This window comes from Psychrobacter sp. I-STPA10, from assembly GCF_021012795.1.
Taxonomy (GTDB): domain Bacteria; phylum Pseudomonadota; class Gammaproteobacteria; order Pseudomonadales; family Moraxellaceae; genus Psychrobacter.
The window spans coordinates 136,548-153,598 of the sequence record NZ_VFYU01000015.1 but is presented as its reverse complement, the minus strand read 5'-3'; the positions used below and the strand labels follow the sequence as shown (position 1 = coordinate 153,598).

Annotated in this window: 14 protein-coding genes and 2 tRNA genes; 12 read left to right on the top strand and 4 right to left on the bottom strand. The window is 39.4% G+C overall.

What is annotated here, in order from left to right; all coding sequences use genetic code 11:
- The first annotated feature begins 27 nt into the window (after positions 1 to 27).
- From secG to FHK89_RS07535, 12 genes are all read left to right on the top strand, one after another.
- Positions 28 to 381 carry a preprotein translocase subunit SecG gene (gene secG, locus FHK89_RS07590; RefSeq protein WP_230658723.1) on the top strand — a complete coding sequence of 118 codons (354 nt, stop codon included), beginning with the start codon at positions 28 to 30 and terminating at the stop codon, positions 379 to 381.
- A gap of 95 nt (positions 382 to 476) precedes the next feature.
- Positions 477 to 561: transfer RNA gene (locus FHK89_RS07585), tRNA-Leu, on the top strand.
- A 222-nt stretch (positions 562 to 783) separates the two neighbouring features.
- Positions 784 to 860: transfer RNA gene (locus FHK89_RS07580), tRNA-Met, on the top strand.
- A 535-nt stretch (positions 861 to 1,395) separates the two neighbouring features.
- Positions 1,396 to 1,893, top strand: a complete 498-nt coding sequence (gene rimP / locus FHK89_RS07575; RefSeq protein WP_230658720.1) for a ribosome maturation factor RimP — start codon at positions 1,396 to 1,398, stop codon at positions 1,891 to 1,893.
- A gap of 248 nt (positions 1,894 to 2,141) precedes the next feature.
- Positions 2,142 to 3,629: a transcription termination factor NusA gene (gene nusA, locus FHK89_RS07570; RefSeq protein WP_230658718.1), complete on the top strand. Its 1,488-nt coding sequence runs from the start codon at positions 2,142 to 2,144 to the stop codon at positions 3,627 to 3,629.
- 14 nt (positions 3,630 to 3,643) lie between these two features.
- On the top strand, positions 3,644 to 6,364 hold the full coding sequence (gene infB, locus FHK89_RS07565) for a translation initiation factor IF-2 (RefSeq protein WP_230658716.1): 2,721 nt from the start codon (positions 3,644 to 3,646) through the stop codon (positions 6,362 to 6,364).
- A 150-nt stretch (positions 6,365 to 6,514) separates the two neighbouring features.
- Positions 6,515 to 6,967: a ribosome-binding factor A gene (locus FHK89_RS07560; protein WP_230658714.1), complete on the top strand. Its 453-nt coding sequence runs from the start codon at positions 6,515 to 6,517 to the stop codon at positions 6,965 to 6,967.
- A 39-nt stretch (positions 6,968 to 7,006) separates the two neighbouring features.
- On the top strand, positions 7,007 to 8,017 hold the full coding sequence (gene truB, locus FHK89_RS07555) for a tRNA pseudouridine(55) synthase TruB (protein WP_230658712.1): 1,011 nt from the start codon (positions 7,007 to 7,009) through the stop codon (positions 8,015 to 8,017).
- Positions 8,018 to 8,183: 166 nt separating this feature from the next.
- Entirely contained in the window at positions 8,184 to 8,705 is a 522-nt protein-coding gene (locus FHK89_RS07550) for a type 1 glutamine amidotransferase domain-containing protein (RefSeq protein WP_230658710.1), read from the top strand.
- 226 nt (positions 8,706 to 8,931) lie between these two features.
- A complete protein-coding gene (rpsO, locus tag FHK89_RS07545; protein WP_442966569.1) occupies positions 8,932 to 9,201 on the top strand; it encodes a 30S ribosomal protein S15 in 270 nt (89 codons plus the stop codon).
- 620 nt (positions 9,202 to 9,821) lie between these two features.
- On the top strand, positions 9,822 to 11,924 hold the full coding sequence (gene pnp, locus FHK89_RS07540; RefSeq protein ID WP_230658708.1) for a polyribonucleotide nucleotidyltransferase: 2,103 nt from the start codon (positions 9,822 to 9,824) through the stop codon (positions 11,922 to 11,924).
- A gap of 135 nt (positions 11,925 to 12,059) precedes the next feature.
- On the top strand, positions 12,060 to 12,683 hold the full coding sequence (locus FHK89_RS07535) for a hypothetical protein (RefSeq protein WP_230658706.1): 624 nt from the start codon (positions 12,060 to 12,062) through the stop codon (positions 12,681 to 12,683).
- Positions 12,684 to 12,699: 16 nt separating this feature from the next.
- Here FHK89_RS07535 and FHK89_RS07530 read toward each other — a convergent pair whose 3' ends face one another.
- From FHK89_RS07530 to FHK89_RS07515, 4 genes are all read right to left on the bottom strand, one after another.
- A complete protein-coding gene (locus FHK89_RS07530) occupies positions 12,700 to 13,299 on the bottom strand; it encodes a hypothetical protein (protein ID WP_230658704.1) in 600 nt (199 codons plus the stop codon).
- A 114-nt stretch (positions 13,300 to 13,413) separates the two neighbouring features.
- Positions 13,414 to 14,046, bottom strand: coding sequence for a hypothetical protein (locus tag FHK89_RS07525; RefSeq protein ID WP_230658702.1), 633 nt, complete (start codon positions 14,044 to 14,046; stop codon positions 13,414 to 13,416).
- Positions 14,047 to 14,155: 109 nt separating this feature from the next.
- Entirely contained in the window at positions 14,156 to 14,392 is a 237-nt protein-coding gene (locus FHK89_RS07520) for a YheV family putative metal-binding protein (protein WP_230658700.1), read from the bottom strand.
- On the bottom strand, positions 14,392 to 16,590 hold the full coding sequence (locus FHK89_RS07515; protein WP_230658818.1) for a M3 family metallopeptidase: 2,199 nt from the start codon (positions 16,588 to 16,590) through the stop codon (positions 14,392 to 14,394). Before FHK89_RS07515 ends, FHK89_RS07520 begins: the two co-directional genes overlap by 1 nt.
- Positions 16,591 to 17,051 lie beyond the last annotated feature (461 nt).

Genomic DNA, 17,051 nt, shown 5'->3' with positions numbered 1-17,051 from the left:
ATTATGGCAAACTTTTTAAGGTGATTCATGTTTACAGTAATTTTAGCCCTCCATATCATTGTGGCTATTGTCATGATTGGTTTGATACTCATTCAGCATGGTAAAGGCGCAGATGCAGGGGCATCTTTTGGTGCTGGTGCATCAGGCACGGTTTTTGGTGCTGCAGGTTCAGCCAACTTTTTGACTCGAGCCACTGCTGCATTAGCAGTGACTTTTTTTATCACCAGTTTAACGTTAGCAGTACATGCACGCAAACAGGCAATCGCTCAAAATACATTACAGCCAGTAGAAACCCTATCTATTGCAGACACGGAATTAAGTGATTCTGAATCTGCACCAGTAGATCCAGCATCAACAACGACAGAGACACCTGCTTCTTAGCTGTCTCTTCATATTTTATAGAAATATATCCTAGAGTGTATACTTGCATAGGTGTCCAAATCAGCGTAGAATATGCGCCTGTTTTAATATAAAAAGCGATTGTGGTGGAATTGGTAGACACGCTATCTTGAGGGGGTAGTGGCGCAAGCCGTGAGGGTTCAAGTCCCTCCAATCGCACCATTTATTTTATTCTAAGACTAGAAAAAACTAGTTTTAGTTTAATAATGTTGTTGTTTTATATGATAACAAAGATTGATCTATAGTTTTGGTGAATTGTAGATTATAGTCAGTTATTGTTGTATTCTAATAATTAGTAATTAGCTGATCATTCATTAAAAAATAAAAAGTAATTATAAGTTGACAACTTCTAAAAATGTCTCTATAATTACCGACCTAGATTGATGCGGGGTGGAGCAGTCTGGTAGCTCGTCGGGCTCATAACCCGAAGGTCGTTGGTTCAAATCCAGCCCCCGCTACCACTTTCTAAATATGTGTTTTTTTAATTAACCCACCATATTGTTTGTGGGTTTTTTTGTATCTATTTTATGTTAGATTGCTCTAGGTAGTTAACTTATAGGTCTGTAATACAAGAAAAAAAGAAAGTTTTTGACATTGTATTGTACTTATAGTTAGCTGCTATCTTATCTATATTTAAATTTAAGTCATCTATAAAGCCTTAAGAATGATAATAACTGTGACTTGATTCTGCATCATTAAACTTCACTATCAAATGATTTAAGTTACCATGCTTATAATGTCTGGTAGGGGCATAACAAATCATAGTATTGATTACTAATACAGAATAAAATGATCTTGAGCATAGTAAAATAAAGTACATTTAACATAGGTTAATGGCTAGGTACACTAATAGAAGTTTGTTATAATCATTTAGGATAAAACCAACTGGCTATGTTCATAACCATAATATTTGATACTAAATTATTTATATGAATTTATATAAAAATTTATTTGATTAAAGTTTAAATAAGTCATGACATTAATGAAAACAAAACTATGAAATTATCCACAAAAGTGACAGAGCTTACCGAGATTGTTGCCCCTGCCGTGGCTGCTTGTGACGTGGCATTGTGGGGAGTGGAGTTTATTCCACAAGGTAGACGCTCTTTACTACGTATATATATTGAAGCTTTGCCTGAACAAAAGCAAGCAGGTAAGCAAGTAACAATAGAAGATTGCACGGCGGTGACTCATCAAGTCAGTGGTGTGTTAGAAGTTTATGATCCCATTGCTGGTGAATATGTGCTGGAGGTGTCATCACCTGGGCTTGATCGTGCCTTTTTTGATGCTAAGCAAATGGCTGACTATGTGGGTGAAAAAATTAATTTACGCTTGATCCATGCGATTGGTTCTGGTCAAAGTAAACGTCGCAAAGTATCTGGTATACTTGAAAGTTTAGATGATAAACAGTTGCTTATTACCACAGTAGAGGGCGAAAAGTTTGATATTGCTTTGAGTAATATTGATAAAGCTAATTTGATATATCAAGTATAAGTCAGATATAAGATTGATAAATAGTAAAGATATCTGTTGCAGTCATCTGTATAAAGGCTTGTGTCATTATCTATTACTTTGTGATATTTAAGTACATTAATTAATGCGTTTTAATAATGATTTAAATAACAAAGAGGGTTGAATTACTTTTAATAAAAGTAAATTTGATATTGAGCAAGAAGAGACAAGTACATAGTTGATGGTTGATGTAATGATACAAAACTTTGAGATGTGAGGATAGGTGTGGCATGAGTCGTGAAATTTTAACGGTAGTAGAAACTGTCAGTAATGAAAAAGGGCTAAACCCAGAAGATATTTTTGAAGCGATTGAGCAAGCTTTGGTCGTTTCTACCAAAAAGCGGGTGTATACTGATCAACCAGAAGTTGCTGTACGCGTAGCAATTGATCGCAAAACTGGCGATTATGATACTTACCGTTACTGGACAGTGGTTGCGGATGAAGATCATGAAATGCCTGCTTGTCAACTTGCTATTAGTGACCTTGATGAAAATGAGTGGTCAATTGGTGATATAAAAGAAGAGCAAATCGAATCTATTGAATTTGGTCGTATTGCTGCTACACAAGCCAAACAAGTGATTATCCAAAAGATTCGTGAAGCAGAGCGAGCTTTAATTGCCGATGCCTTTGAGCCACGTGTGGGTGAGATGATGTATGGCGAAGTCAAAAAACAGACTCGTGATGGTTTTATCATTGATTTAGGTGATAATGCAGAAGGCTATTTATCGCGTGATCAAATGTTGCCACGTGAGCAGCTTCGAGTAAAATCACGCATCAATGCAATTTTATACCATGTAAACCGTGATAATCGCGGCGCACAATTACTACTGTCACGTACGCATCCAGATATGTTAGCAGCACTCATGCAAAAAGAAGTGCCTGAGATTGCTGAGCAGATTATTGAAGTGCGTGGTGTTGCTAGACAGCCTGGTGTACGCGCAAAGATTTCGGTAAAAACCAATGATCATCGTATTGACCCAGTTGGTGCCTGTATTGGTATGCGTGGCACACGTATTCAAGCGGTACAACAAGAGCTTGATGGTGAACGTATTGATGTGATTGTTTGGTCAGATGACCCAGCCCAGTATATTATCAGTGCGCTAGAGCCAGCTGATGTGAACAGCATCATTCTTGATGAAGATGCAAAGACAGCAGATATTGTATTTTCTGCCAATGATCAGTTAGCACGAGCCATTGGCTCGCAGGGACAAAATGTTCGTCTTGCTTCTGAGTTAACAGGCTATCGATTGAACATGATGCTTGAAGAAGAGTATTTAGAGCGTCAAAAGAACGAAACACAGGCTTATATTGATTTATTTTATGAGCGTTTAGAAGTAGATCAAGACTTGGCACAAGCCTTAGTAGATGTGGGTTTTACCAGTATTGAAGAAGTGGCATACGTGCCATTTGATACATTTTATGACATAGATGGGCTAGATGATGATGCGATTGAAATGATTCAAGAGCGCGCAAAAGAAGTCGTGATCGCAGATGAACTAGTCAGACAGCAAAATATGAAAGAGCCGAGCGATGAGCTTTTGAATCTAGAAGGAATGAGTGTCGATTGGGCTTATAAAATGGCACAAAAAGACATTATTACCCTAGATGATTTAGCCGAACAAGCTGTATTCGACCTAGAAGATATTGATGGGTTGGATAATGAAACAGCAGGAAAGCTTATCATGAAAGCACGTGAATCTTGGTTTAATGAAGAATAATAGGTGACTATACAATGGCAGACAAAACCGTCAAAGAATTAGCAGACATGGTAAAAAAATCAGTCAGTGCATTAAAAAAGCAACTGCTTGATGCTGGATTGCCTGCTCGTGGCGAGGATGACATAGTCACCGAGCTTGAGCAAGAGCAATTGGTGGCTTACTTAAAGCAGAGCCATGGTCAGCAAGAAAAACGACGTATCAGTTTAAAAGCAAAAACAACCAGTACCGCTCGAGTAACAGGCTCATCAGGTAAATCAAAAAGCGTCAACGTTGAAGTGCGCAAGAAAAAGGTCTTTGAAAAGCCTGACCCTAACAAACTTGCAGAACAGATAGCTGCTCGTGAAAAAGCGGCTGAAGAAGCGAAGATTCGCGCAGCTGAAGAAGCAAAAAAACGTGAGCAGGCCAAAAAAGAAGCTGAAGAACGTCAAGCGGCGACATTGGCAGCGATGCGAGCAAGTTTGGGTAGCAAGTCATCTTCTGATAGTGGTGATGATGAGGTCACTGCCACGGTTGTGGTGAAAAAAGGTAGCAAAGCAGAAGAAATTGCCAAAGCTAAACCAAAGAAAAAAGTTGCTCCAACTAAACCGAAAGTTGAAACGGCTGCTGAGCGTAAAGCTCGTAAAGCACGTGAGGCAGAAGAAGAACGTCTGCGTCAAATTGAAGCAGAAACGCGTCGTAAACAAGCAGAAGAAGCACAGAAAAAAACGCTTGAAGAGATGCGTAAAATGGCAGGAAAATACTCTGATAAAGAGCCTGTTGCTGAAGTACGTAAAGATGAACCACTTGCTGAAGGTTTGGTAGGTGCTGCTTTAGAAGAGTCATTTGAAAAAGAGCGCCGTGAAATTAAGCGTGGCTCTAATAGTACTGCAGCTCGTGGACGTCGCCGTAAAGTGCAAGAAGAGCGTGAGATTAAAAATCGCCGTCATGGTTTGAAGTCTTCACAAGCAGCACAGCATAAATTCGAAAAGCCAGTCGAAAAAATTGTTCATGATGTTGAAATTGGTGAACAAATTGTTGTTTCAGACTTAGCGCAGCGTATGGCTGTTAAAGCCCGTGAAGTCATTAAATTATTGATGAAGATGGGCGAGATGGCGAGTGAGTCTGATGAGATTGATCAAGCGACAGCCAGTTTAATCGTGGAAGAGATGGGTCATAATCCAGTACTGGTTAGTGATACCAAAGTTGAAGATGACTTACAAGAAGCGGTTGAACAGCATAGCAGTAATGTACAGACTCGTCCTCCAGTGGTCACCATCATGGGTCATGTGGATCATGGTAAGACATCACTGCTTGATAAGATTCGTGAGACTAAGGTTGCGTCAGGTGAGGCGGGTGGCATTACTCAGCATGTGGGCGCGTATCATGTGGAAACCGATCGTGGGGTTATCACTTTCCTAGATACTCCAGGACACGCAGCATTTACAGCGATGCGTTCTCGTGGTGCACAGGCAACAGATATTGTAATTTTGGTGGTGGCTGCTGATGATGGCATGATGCCACAAACAGAAGAAGCGATTGATCATGCTCGTGCTGCTGGTACGCCAATTATTGTTGCTCTTAATAAGATTGATAAAGAATCTGCTGATCCTGATAAAGTATTAAATGAGCTCACTGCCAAAGAATTAGTGACAGAAGCTTGGGGTGGCGATACGCCTATGGCACAAGTATCAGCCAAAACTGGTCAAGGCATTGATGAGTTACTAGAGCTTATTAGCTTACAAGCTGAGTTGATGGAGCTTGAAGCACCAACCGAAGGTGCAGCGCAAGGTGTGGTCATTGAATCACGTTTAGAGAAAGGACGTGGTGCGGTTGCTAGTTTATTGGTCAAAAAAGGTATCTTAAATCAAGGTGATTTGGTATTGGCTGGTGAATTCTATGGTCGTGTGCGCGCCATGATGGATGAAACTGGTAAACGTATCAAAACAGCGGGACCTTCTATTCCTGTAGAGATATTAGGTTTATCTGATACGCCTGCTGCAGGTAGTGAGTTTTTGGTAGTATCTGATGAGAAAAAAGCACGTGAAGTAGCTGAATTCCGTAGTAATCGTGAGCGTCAGCGTCAACTTGAGCGTCAGAACAAGACGCGTTTAGAGAGTATGTTTGAGCAGATGGAACAAGGTGATGTGTCTTTCTTAAACATCATTTTAAAAACAGATGTACGTGGCTCGCTTGAAGCCCTACTAGCTGCTTTAGATGAGTTATCTACCGATGAAGTGAAGGTAAAAGTCATCAGTTCTGGTGTCGGTCCTATTTCTGAGTCTGATGTCACCTTGGCTGAATCTAGTGAAGCGGTATTGCTCGGCTTTAATGTGCGTGCCGATACAGCCGCTAGACGCAAAGCTGATGATGCAGGTTTAGACATTCGTTACTACAGCGTTATCTATGGATTGATTGATGATGTAAAAGCTGCGATGAGTGGTATGTTATCGCCAGAGCATCGTGAAAAAATTTTTGGTGTGGCTGAAGTACGTGATGTCTTCCGCTCAAGTAAGTTTGGTGCAGCTGCTGGTTGTATGGTGGTTGAAGGTACGATTTATCGCAACAAACCAATTCGTGTACTACGTGATGAACAAGTAATCTTTACTGGTCAGTTGCAATCACTTCGCCGCTTTAAAGACGATGTGAATGAAGTGCGTACTGGTATGGAGTGTGGTCTTGCTGTACGTGGCTATGATGTGGAAGTGGGTGATAAGATTGAGGTCTTTGAAATTCAAGAGATCCAACGTACCATTTAATTAAGTTCTCCCTGTTTTTGTAAAAGACCTAACAGGACAATCCTGCTAGGTCTTTTTTCTTAATCAAAATACTTGAATTTATTTTAAAAAATATAATTTTATTTTGTAGCAGTTAAAAACAATTTACCAAAGAAAAATTAAGGACATAACATGAACCAACGTATGCAACGCTTGGCGGATCAAATTCAAAGAGACTTAGCCGTGCTTATTCGTGATGATCTTAATGATCCACGTTTGACTGGCTTTGTGACCATCTCAAGCGTTAAAGTCAGCTCAGATTTAGGCTATGCTGATATTTATGTCACCATTATGGAACCTGAGCTGAATGATGATATGAATAAATATAGCCATGAGCAAAGCCTAAAAGTGCTCAATAATGCAGCAGGGTTTTTGCGTACTGAGCTTAGTCATCGCTTAAAAACTCGTACCACACCTCGTTTGCGCTTTCATTATGATGAAGTGACGGCAAAAGGCAACTATATGATGGAGCTTATTAACAAAGCGGTTTCAAAAACACAAGCAGACGCAGAACTGGCTGAGCAAAATAGTGATAGCAGCGATATCAATAATACTAATGACACGAGCGAAACGGTTGAAAAATAATCAGTCTGTAGTGATTTGTTGTGAATAACAAGGTAGGACATGAAAAAAACGCAGCACGCTAAGCAAAAACAACGCGTATCTGGTGTCATACTCATTGATAAACCAAAGGGTATGACCTCGCAGCAAGTGGTATCCAAAGTTAAGTATCTGTTTCAGTCGCCGCAACATGACAGCCGCAAAGCAGGTCATACGGGTACATTAGATCCAATGGCAACAGGGTTGTTGCCCATTTGTTTGGGTGAGGCAACTAAGTTTAGCCACTATCAACTTGATGCCAATAAAAGCTATGAGGCAGTGATTAAACTGGGGCAGCAAACAGATACAGGTGATGCTGAGGGGACGGTTATTTATGAATGTGCATTACCTCATTGGCAAGCTGTTGACTTATTAGAGATAACTCAGCAGTTTTTAGGTAAGCAGCAGCAAATACCACCAATGTATTCAGCGCTAAAAAAAGATGGCAAAAAGTTGTATGAATATGCCCGAGAAGGCATTGAAATAGAGCGTCCTAGCCGTGCGATTACTATTTTTTCTCTGCAATTACAGCAACTATCGGTTGATAGTATGCGTCTTGAAGTTACCTGCTCAAAAGGGACTTATATTAGAGTTTTGGGTGAAGATATTGCCAAAGCATTGGGCAGTGTCGGGCATTTAATCAGCTTACGTCGTAGCAGTGTTGGCAGTTTTGATGTTACGCAAGCGATTGATTTGGCTCAATTAGCACAGCTTAATTTACAGCAGCGTTTTGAGCGTTTATTGCCTAGTGATGCATGTATTGAAGATGTACCTACATTGACGCTTAGTAGCGAGCAATGTGAGCGTTTGCGCCTTGGGCAGCGTCTTAATGTCATTGCACAAATGAATACGGATATTGATCAATATCTCAGTGCTCAAAACAAACTTGTTACGATAGAGAAAGCGAAGTCACAGACAGATGATTCACAGCTTGCTTATGATATTCGCCTATTAAATGAGGCAGGTGAATTTGTTGGCTTGGGTGCGTTGAGCCGATCTGGTCGCTTGCAGCCAAAGAAAATGCTCAATCTTTAATTTTTAATCTGTAATAGAGTTGGTAAGCTTCTTTGCCTTGTTACCTTGCTTCTACATAATTTACAGCCCCACACATTTGCTTGCAACACCCCTCTATGAGTGCTTTATTTTTGCTTTATACTGATAAGTGTAAACATAAAAATCTATGAAAAAATAAGGGCTTATTATGAAAACCATCGCATTTTTATTAGATACTGACTTTGAGCAAGTTGAATATGTGGATGTAAAAAATCAACTTGAAGACAAAGGTTATAAGACAGTATTAATCACCACCCATGATGAAAAAACGCTACAGGGGCTGAATCATATAGATAAAGCAGATACTTTTAGTGCTGATTTGTTTGCCAAAGATGCTCAGGCAGATGATTATGATGCGCTGGCATTACCGGGTGGTACGATGAATGCCGATGCTCTGCGCTTTGATAAAGCAGCTCAAAAGTTAGTGAAACAGTTTAACCAAGCTGGTAAACCAATCGCTGCTATTTGCCATGCGCCATGGATATTCGTCGATACTGGTATTGCTAAAGGTAAGACTTTGACTGCTTATAAAACGCTACAAATAGACTTAGAAAATGCAGGTGCAACCTTTGTAGATAAGGCGATGCAGCAAGATGGCAATTTGATTACTTCACGCACACCCGACGACATTGCGGACTTTGTCGCTGCTATAGACAAAGCATTGAGCTAGGTTTATTTAATTGAGGATTTAAGACATCAACCAAACGTTTTTGATATATGATTTTTGATGTCTATTTTGATGGCTTATTAACAAGCAGGAGTAAAAACTTCTATCACTGCTAGCTGCTTTTTGTTATAATCTTCAGTCCTATTCGTGTTTGCCATCTAGGTCTTCTCTTGTGATGCAGGGTTGACCCTAATTGGTAAGCATTTTTATCACCGCATCGCAGGAGAAAATTATGTTAACTAATACTGATCGTCAACAAATCATTGCTCAATACCAACGTGGCGAAAACGATACTGGTTCACCAGAAGTACAAGTTGCGTTATTGACTGCTCGTATTAACGATCTTCAAGGGCATTTTAAAGAGCATAAAGCGGATCATCATAGCCGCCGTGGTCTTATCCGTATGGTAAACCAACGCCGTAAATTGCTTGACTACCTAAAAGGTAAAGATTTAAATCGTTATACGACTTTGATTGGTCAACTAGGTCTACGTCGCTAATTTGCGAGTAGTTCTATTTAGCTGATATGCAGACGGTGTGGAATTCATTTCACACCGTCTTTTTTTATCGTTTTATAGAGCCAGCAAGTAAAGTCAAAGAACTACTAAACAGCGACGGTGTGGCCCTCGTTTGCTGTACAACCGTACTATCTTCACTCGGTCGCTTTATAGCTGTTTTAGACTTCTTTGATTATATGAAATGAATCAGGATCAATTTTGTTGTTGGACTGAGTCTATGGGTTTAGCGATAAATTGGTCAACAGCAACAATTATCTGTAAAATAGGTGAAGGCAAGTTTTGATAAGCGTGGCTTCTAACGCTTTTGCTTTTAGGTGGTTATGTGCCATTGAGATAAAATATAGCAAGAGTGAAAGCGTTAGGGGCTAATCAATTATTATTGATTTATGTGTATCAGACTGCCTTTTTATTGACTGATATTTTCATTGTATAAACTCATACGAGTTTATATCCAATCTATCATAGATGTATTTTTTTATTTATGTATTGGATAGTTTGTTTATTAATGGCTATTGTATAAGAAAATAAAGCTTATATATAAATTGATAGTAACAATAAAGTATCGGTTATTTTAGTAATATCATCACAATTAGGAAAATTATATGACAATGTTTAACACAATCACGCGTGAATTTCAGTATGGCAACCAAAAGGTTGTGCTTGAGACAGGGCGTATGGCACGTCAAGCCAATTCTATTTTAGTACACATGGGCGGAGTTTCTGTTCTAGTCGCTGCGGTAGTCAAAGCCGATGCCAAAGAAGGACAAAACTTCTTTCCATTAACGGTTAATTATCAAGAAAAAATGTATGCCTCGGGAAAAATTCCTGGTGGCTATGGTAAGCGTGAAGGTCGAGCCAGTGAGTTTGAAACACTAACTTCTCGTTTGATTGACCGTCCAATTCGCCCTTTATTTCCTGAAGGCTATGTCAATGAGATTCAAATTACGGCAACAGTTGTTTCATCTGACAAAAAACAATATGCAGACATCGCTGCCATGATTGGTGCATCAGCGGCTCTCGCCATTTCAGATGCACCATTTAATGGTCCTATTGGTGCAGCTCGTGTTGGCTTTATTAATGGCGAATATGTATTAAACCCAAGCATTGCTGAGCTTGAAAGCAGTGATTTGGATTTGGTGGTGGCAGGTACAAAATCTGCGGTATTAATGGTTGAGTCAGAAGCCAAAGAGTTGTCTGAAGATCAGATGCTGGGTGCGGTATTATATGGTCATGAGCAGCAGCAAATTGTGATTGATAATATTGCTTCATTGGCTCAAGAGGTGGGTACACCAAAACAAACGTTTGTATCACCAACTTTAGATGCTGCTTTTGAAGAAAAAGTAACCACCCAGTTTGGTGAGCAAATCGCTGAGGCTTATACTATTACTGATAAGCAAGCACGCTATGCTAAGCTTGATGAGATTAAACAAGCAGCTATTGAAAGCTTAGCAGGTGAGGCAGATTCTGAAGAGTTTGCGAATAATGAAGCCAAAATTAAAGAGATTTATGAAGAGCTAAAATACCGCATCGTGCGTGATAATATCTTGTCAGGTAAACCGCGTATTGATGGTCGTGATTTAGAGACAGTACGTGCGCTTGATATTCAAGTCGGTGTGTTGCCTTATACACATGGTTCAGCGTTATTTACTCGTGGTGAAACGCAAGCATTGGTAACCACCACTTTGGGTAATACCCGTGATGTACATATGGTGGACTCTTTGGCAGGCACGCTGCAAGACCACTTTATGCTGCATTATAATTTCCCACATTTTTCAGTGGGTGAGACAGGTCGTGAAGGTGTACCTAAACGCCGTGAAATCGGTCATGGACGTTTGGCACGTCGTGGGGTGCAAGCGATGCTACCAGATAGCGACCGCTTCCCGTATGTGATTCGTGTGGTATCTGAGATTACTGAATCGAATGGTTCATCATCAATGGCGTCAGTTTGTGGTGCAAGCCTTGCATTGATGGATGCAGGCGTACCATTAAAAGCACCAGTTGCAGGTATCGCCATGGGTCTGGTCAAAGAAGGCGATCGCTTTGCCGTATTGTCTGATATCTTAGGTGATGAAGATCACTTAGGTGATATGGACTTTAAAGTCGCTGGCTCAAAAGACGGTATCACTGCCTTGCAGATGGATATTAAAATTGAAGGCATCAATGCTGAGATTATGGAGCAGGCACTAAAACAAGCACATGCGGGTCGTATTCATATCTTAAATGCGATGAACGAAGTGTTGCCTAGCAGCCGTAAAGAAATCAATGCGCATGCACCGAACTATGCAGTGATTGAAATCAATGCTGATAAAATCCGTGATGTGATTGGTAAAGGCGGTGCAACCATTCGTCAGTTGACGGAAGATACAGGTGCGGTCATTGATATTGATGATAATGGTACGATTCGTATCTTTGGTGAAAACAAAGCAGCGACTAAAGAAGCGATTCGTCAGATTGAAGCGATTACTGCTGAGGTAGAAGTTGGTAAAGTCTATGAAGGCACAGTCGCTCGTATTGTTGATTTTGGTGCATTTGTGACTGTATTACCAAATACAGATGGTCTAGTACACATCTCACAAATCGCTGATGAGCGTGTGGAAAATGTTTCAGATTATATCCAAGAAGGTCAGACCATTAAAGTCTTGGTACAAGATGTGGACAACCGTGGACGCATTAAATTGACCATGAAAGGTATTGAGCAAGATTAATAATCAATAATAAGTGTTTTAGCCACTTAAATTGTATGATAAAGCCGCTTTACCGTTTAATAATGGTAAGGCGATTTTTTTGTGCAGAATTATAAAAATAAAATAAAGCCGTTATAGAAACAGGAGTGATTGAAATTGGCATTTTTTGAGTTTGTTATACGTCTGCCATTTACTGAGTACAGTAATAAAAAAAATTTGTTAACGCAAATCTATGCGGAAGGTTCGTTATTAGATGCCGTTAGGAAAACAGAACTGTATGAGGAAGACTTTTATCTCATTATTTCACAATTATATGATGAGTTAATACAAGACATCATTGATGTACATATTCAGGATATATTACCTGAGAATTATGCAGAGCATTTATTACCATTGGATGGTGGATTAAAAATTGAGATTAATGAGCAAATTATTGAACCGCAATGTTGTAGTGATATTAATGACTATCATAATTGGCAAAAAATTTTATATGAATCATTTGATAGTTCAAAAGACTGGCAACCACTTTGTATAGGACACCCACATATTTTTTATCGGTTTAATGGTAATAATATTGAATTGAGTGATTATACAGACAGATATGAAGTTGAGTTTGCAGATGATGTGAAGATAAAAATATGTCTTGATAAAGTAGAGTTTTTGCAAGCGCTAGAAAAAGCTTTAGCAGAGTTGCAGATGTTTAAACAAAGAGTCTATCAAGTGATTGATAATGGAGATTATCAAAATAAAGAGAACTTAAAAAAGTGTCTGATTGATTAAGACTTATACTTTACACTTAAATTTCAATATCCCTTGGTACATGTACACTGATTCTCAACTTGGGTAAATCTTTTAACCTATCTTGGATTAGTGGATAAATATCATCGTGCCAGTCTAATACAGGGACGCTCAGTTCGGCTGATGTTGCCGAGGTCAATGGTGTGGCAGTATTGCCGTCAGTAGCTTCTATTGAATTATCATAATCAGTATATAACAGAGGACGCGCAAATATCGCTATATGGCGTAAACCTTCATAGCGTATCAGTGGATATAACTGGGTATGCAAAGCTTCTAACGCCTGGCTTAACCAAAGTTTGCGGATTGGGTGATAGGGGTGGTCTGTTACTATTAGGTTGGCAATATGGCGTGGCTGATTATGATTGCTACTGGCATTTAAACCCAATGTGGTTTGCTGACGTTGATACAATAAGCAATCGCCCACTGTTAATGATTTATCAATACAGGCGCGGCGATAGTTGAGGTAATTATCAGAATACAGTGTTTTACAGCGAGCCAAAATAGGGTCTAGGATAATGCCTGCGCTATTTAGTGGTAATACCAATAAGGGGGCAGGATTTTGTAATAAGGGGGCATGGATGAGATGCATATTTGCCATCATTGCTACTCCCTTTTTCTGTTTTTATTATTCACAATCAAATATTAATATGAATGTTATGAGAAAACTGCTAAAAAGCTGCTAATAATAGTGTATTACTAGCAGCTTTCGTTTTTATTGAGTTTGTTGTGCTTCTAATTGTGCAATTTGCTGTTCGAGTAAGGCAATTTGCTCTTCTTTTTTATTATTAATGTCATTAATCGTTTCTAATTGTTGTGTTAACAGTTGTTCTTGTTCTTTAAGCCTATCATCTATGTCTTTGAGTCGGTCAATCTCTTCTTTGGCAAGCTCAGGTTGTTCGGGAATCTCTGCATTTAAGATGGAATCAGGATCGGGTATGTTTTCACTGATGGCAGCTAACGCATCAGCTTGATCTGTAGAGGAGGTCTCTTCAGTTTCAGTCGTATCAGTCTCTGTTGTAGTTTCCACACTTGGTTCGGTGGCTGCTGGTTCAGTTTGTGCTGGTACTGGTGCAGAGGCAGCTTGTGGTTCGGGTGGATCAAAGGGTGAAAATGTCATGATATAATAAAAAGCACCTATCAACATGAGCAACACTAAGATAATAAATAGTATTATTTTTTTCTTATCTTCAGGTTTGGGTGCAAAAGGTGCTGCTGTTTTGTCTTTAGGTTTAGATTTTTTCAGTTTAAATTGTATTTTCTTCTTTCCCTCAGCCTCAGGTTTGGGTTCAACAGGTGTTGTTGATTCATTCTTAGGTTTAGCTTTTTTAAATTGTATTTTTTTCATAATAAAAGTCATCTGATAGAAGCGATATATTGATGTGATTCAAATCCATAAAACCCCAGCATAAGTTATTGAAATAAAACATAACTTTATTGTCTGTGAAAATAATTATTTAGGGGATAAATTTAACAATGCCAGTAGTATCTGTAGACATGGCATTATGTGCTAAAGCTTTAGCGTCGATTGTATCAGGACGACGTTCAGTATGTCCACAAACAATGCATTCAATATACTCATCTGCTTGTGGCTCAAAAACTTGTACTTGTACTACTTTATCAAGAGCTTCACATTTGGGACACTTAACGCCAGCCAAAAACTGGCGTTTGGGTCGCTTAGATTGATAGCGCATTAAACTTCCTTATTGCTTTGCATCTCTTCTTGTGGTGATTGCCCAAAGCCACTATGGCGTAGTAAGGCTTCGATACTGGCAGGACGACCACGGAAAGTCTCAAAATTGGTTTTTGCAGGTAGGCTACCACCCACACACAAAATATGCTCACGAAATGCTTTACCTGCTTGTGGATTAAAGATGCCTTCTTCTTCAAATTTACTAAATGCATCTGCTGATAATAATTCTGCCCATTTATAAGAATAATACCCCGCAGCATAGCCACCTGCAAAGATATGACTAAAGCTATTGGCAAAGCGATTGTAATCAGGTGTTGGCATAATGGCAATTTCATCTCTAACCTTATCTAAGGTTTGCAGGATACCTTGATAGTCTGGTGCTGGCGTGTCACTATGGATAAGTAAATCAAATAATGCAAATTCTATTTGACGTAAGGTTTGTATGCCACTTTGGAAGTTTTTGGCAGCCAGTAGAGCATCGAGCATTTGCTGTGGCAATGGTTCACCTGTATCAACATGGGCACTGATAAGGGCGATACCTTCGCTGTCCCACGCCCAATTTTCCATAAACTGACTGGGTAGCTCTACTGCATCCCATTCTACCCCATTTACCCCCGCCACATCACCAACCGTGACCTGTGTTAGTAGGTGATGCAAACCATGACCAAACTCATGGAATAAGGTGAGTACTTCATTATGAGTCAGCAGACTTGGCTGAGTTTCATTACCCTCGGCATCGCTAGTAGCAGGGGTAAAATTACCAACCATAAAACAGACTGGTAGTTGTTGATAAGTTTGTGCATCTATGCTGTTGTCTGTGTTGCTATTGATATACTTATAACGAGGTTGGAAGCCGCTCATCCATGCACCACCACGTTTGCCTTGACGGGCATATAAATCAAAATAAAAGCCACCGATTAGGCTGTCATCGGCATCAAATAGTTGATAAAAACGTACATCTTTGTGCCAGCGTGATACAGAGTCGCTATACTCTACAGCGTGTATGCCATAGAGTCTATTAACGATATTAAATAGCCCATCGATGACTTTGGGTAACGGGAAGTAGGGTCGGATTTGTTCTTGTGATAACTGAAACTTATCTTGTTTCACTTTTTCTGCTAAATAGGCGGTATCCCAAGGCTGAATATCATCAATGCCGTATTTTTGTGCTGCTGCTTGTAATTGTGCTAAGTCTTGCTGGGCAAAGGGACGTGCTTTATCAGCCAAGTCACGTAAAAAGCTTTCAACTTGTTCTGGACTGTCTGCCATTTTGGTGGATAAAGACAGCTTAGCATAATTATCAAAACCCAGCAGATGGGCTTTTTGTGCACGTAATGCCAAAATTTGCTGCATGATATCAGCATTATTGAGTGATTCGCCTTTTTTATTGGTGTGTGCGTCAAACTCTGAAGCACGAGTGACATAGGCTTTATAAAGTGTCTCACGTAAGCTGCGATCGTTGGCATGAGTCATCACAGCCAGATAAACAGGAATATCCAGTGTCGCTACATAATATGGCGATGGTAATGCTTTAAAATCTGCTTCGGTTTTTTGCTTACTTTCTAATAGCTTGGCTTTGTACTGTTCACCTGCTTGTGCCAATAATGCCAGTCCACTGTCAGTAATACCTGCAAGCTGATTGTCTGTTAAAGGCAAGGCAAATGCTTGAGTGGCATCTAAAACATGATCAGAGAATGAAGCAGATAAGGTAGATAATTGGCTTTGAATATCAGCAAATTGTTGTTGTTGTTCGTTTGATAGGGCAACACCTGATAGCTCAAAGCGTTGCAGGGCAAGTTCAGTAGCACGCTGACGTGCTGTGTCTAAACTGTTAAAGAATATGGTATCTTTTTTGATGGCTTGATAGCGCTCAAATAATGGTTTGTGTTGACCTACACGTGTGCCGTAGGCAGAAAGTAGTGGTAATAACTCGTGGTGAGTATGACGAATATCATCGTTACTCATCACACTGTTTAAATGTGATAATACCCCCCAGCTACGGTCTAATGCCAGATTGATATGATCAAAATGAGAGATATCTGCCAACGCTGTTTGAGCTGCAATATTAATATTGCTCTGGCTATCAGTATCTTGTTTATCTAGATTATCCAAAAAAGCATTGGCTTGCTCGATGGCGGTAGTGACTTGCTGCTTTAACTCTTTTGGAGTCATGTTGTCAAAATCGACAAGATGCAACATAGAGGTAAGATCAGTATTTTTTTTAGTATTTGAAGTAGCATTCTTGCTGGCAGTTGGTAAAGTTGACATGGTAAAACCTCTATAAAATTTAGTACTGGATTTAGATGAAATTTAAAATTTATATGTTATATGAATGATAAATAAGAACCTGTATTCATAATCCAAAATTAGAGTATTTTTAGACTAAAATGGCGTAATACAAGGCAAATTTGTGGGTTGTAAATACAGGTTCTAAGTGTTTGTAGGTTTCGTTTTTATTATGATGGGTGTGTCATGACATAATTGCAAGCTTAAATCTGCTACAGTATTAATGATGGATAAAATCCCTGTGGGCAGTTAAAACAAACTAAAGGCAATAATACGAAAATTATTATAAATTTTACAAACCTTTATCATTTACTTGCAAACCTCTTATGGTATTTATGTGGACTGACTGTTACTCTATTTTGATAGATTTGAGG

Excerpts from the sequence above, each read along its gene's own strand:
- rimP (WP_230658720.1), top strand. The coding sequence starts at position 1,396 with ATGAAATTATCCACAAAAGTGACAGAGCTTACCGAGATTGTTGCCCCT.
- secG (WP_230658723.1), top strand. The coding sequence starts at position 28 with ATGTTTACAGTAATTTTAGCCCTCCATATCATTGTGGCTATTGTCATG.
- FHK89_RS07550 (WP_230658710.1), top strand. The coding sequence starts at position 8,184 with ATGAAAACCATCGCATTTTTATTAGATACTGACTTTGAGCAAGTTGAA.
- FHK89_RS07520 (WP_230658700.1), bottom strand. The coding sequence starts at position 14,392 with ATGCGCTATCAATCTAAGCGACCCAAACGCCAGTTTTTGGCTGGCGTT.
- FHK89_RS07530 (WP_230658704.1), bottom strand. The coding sequence starts at position 13,299 with ATGGCAAATATGCATCTCATCCATGCCCCCTTATTACAAAATCCTGCC.
- truB (WP_230658712.1), top strand. The coding sequence starts at position 7,007 with ATGAAAAAAACGCAGCACGCTAAGCAAAAACAACGCGTATCTGGTGTC.
- nusA (WP_230658718.1), top strand. The coding sequence starts at position 2,142 with ATGAGTCGTGAAATTTTAACGGTAGTAGAAACTGTCAGTAATGAAAAA.
- FHK89_RS07525 (WP_230658702.1), bottom strand. The coding sequence starts at position 14,046 with ATGAAAAAAATACAATTTAAAAAAGCTAAACCTAAGAATGAATCAACA.
- FHK89_RS07560 (WP_230658714.1), top strand. The coding sequence starts at position 6,515 with ATGAACCAACGTATGCAACGCTTGGCGGATCAAATTCAAAGAGACTTA.
- FHK89_RS07515 (WP_230658818.1), bottom strand. The coding sequence starts at position 16,590 with ATGTTGCATCTTGTCGATTTTGACAACATGACTCCAAAAGAGTTAAAG.
- infB (WP_230658716.1), top strand. The coding sequence starts at position 3,644 with ATGGCAGACAAAACCGTCAAAGAATTAGCAGACATGGTAAAAAAATCA.
- pnp (WP_230658708.1), top strand. The coding sequence starts at position 9,822 with ATGACAATGTTTAACACAATCACGCGTGAATTTCAGTATGGCAACCAA.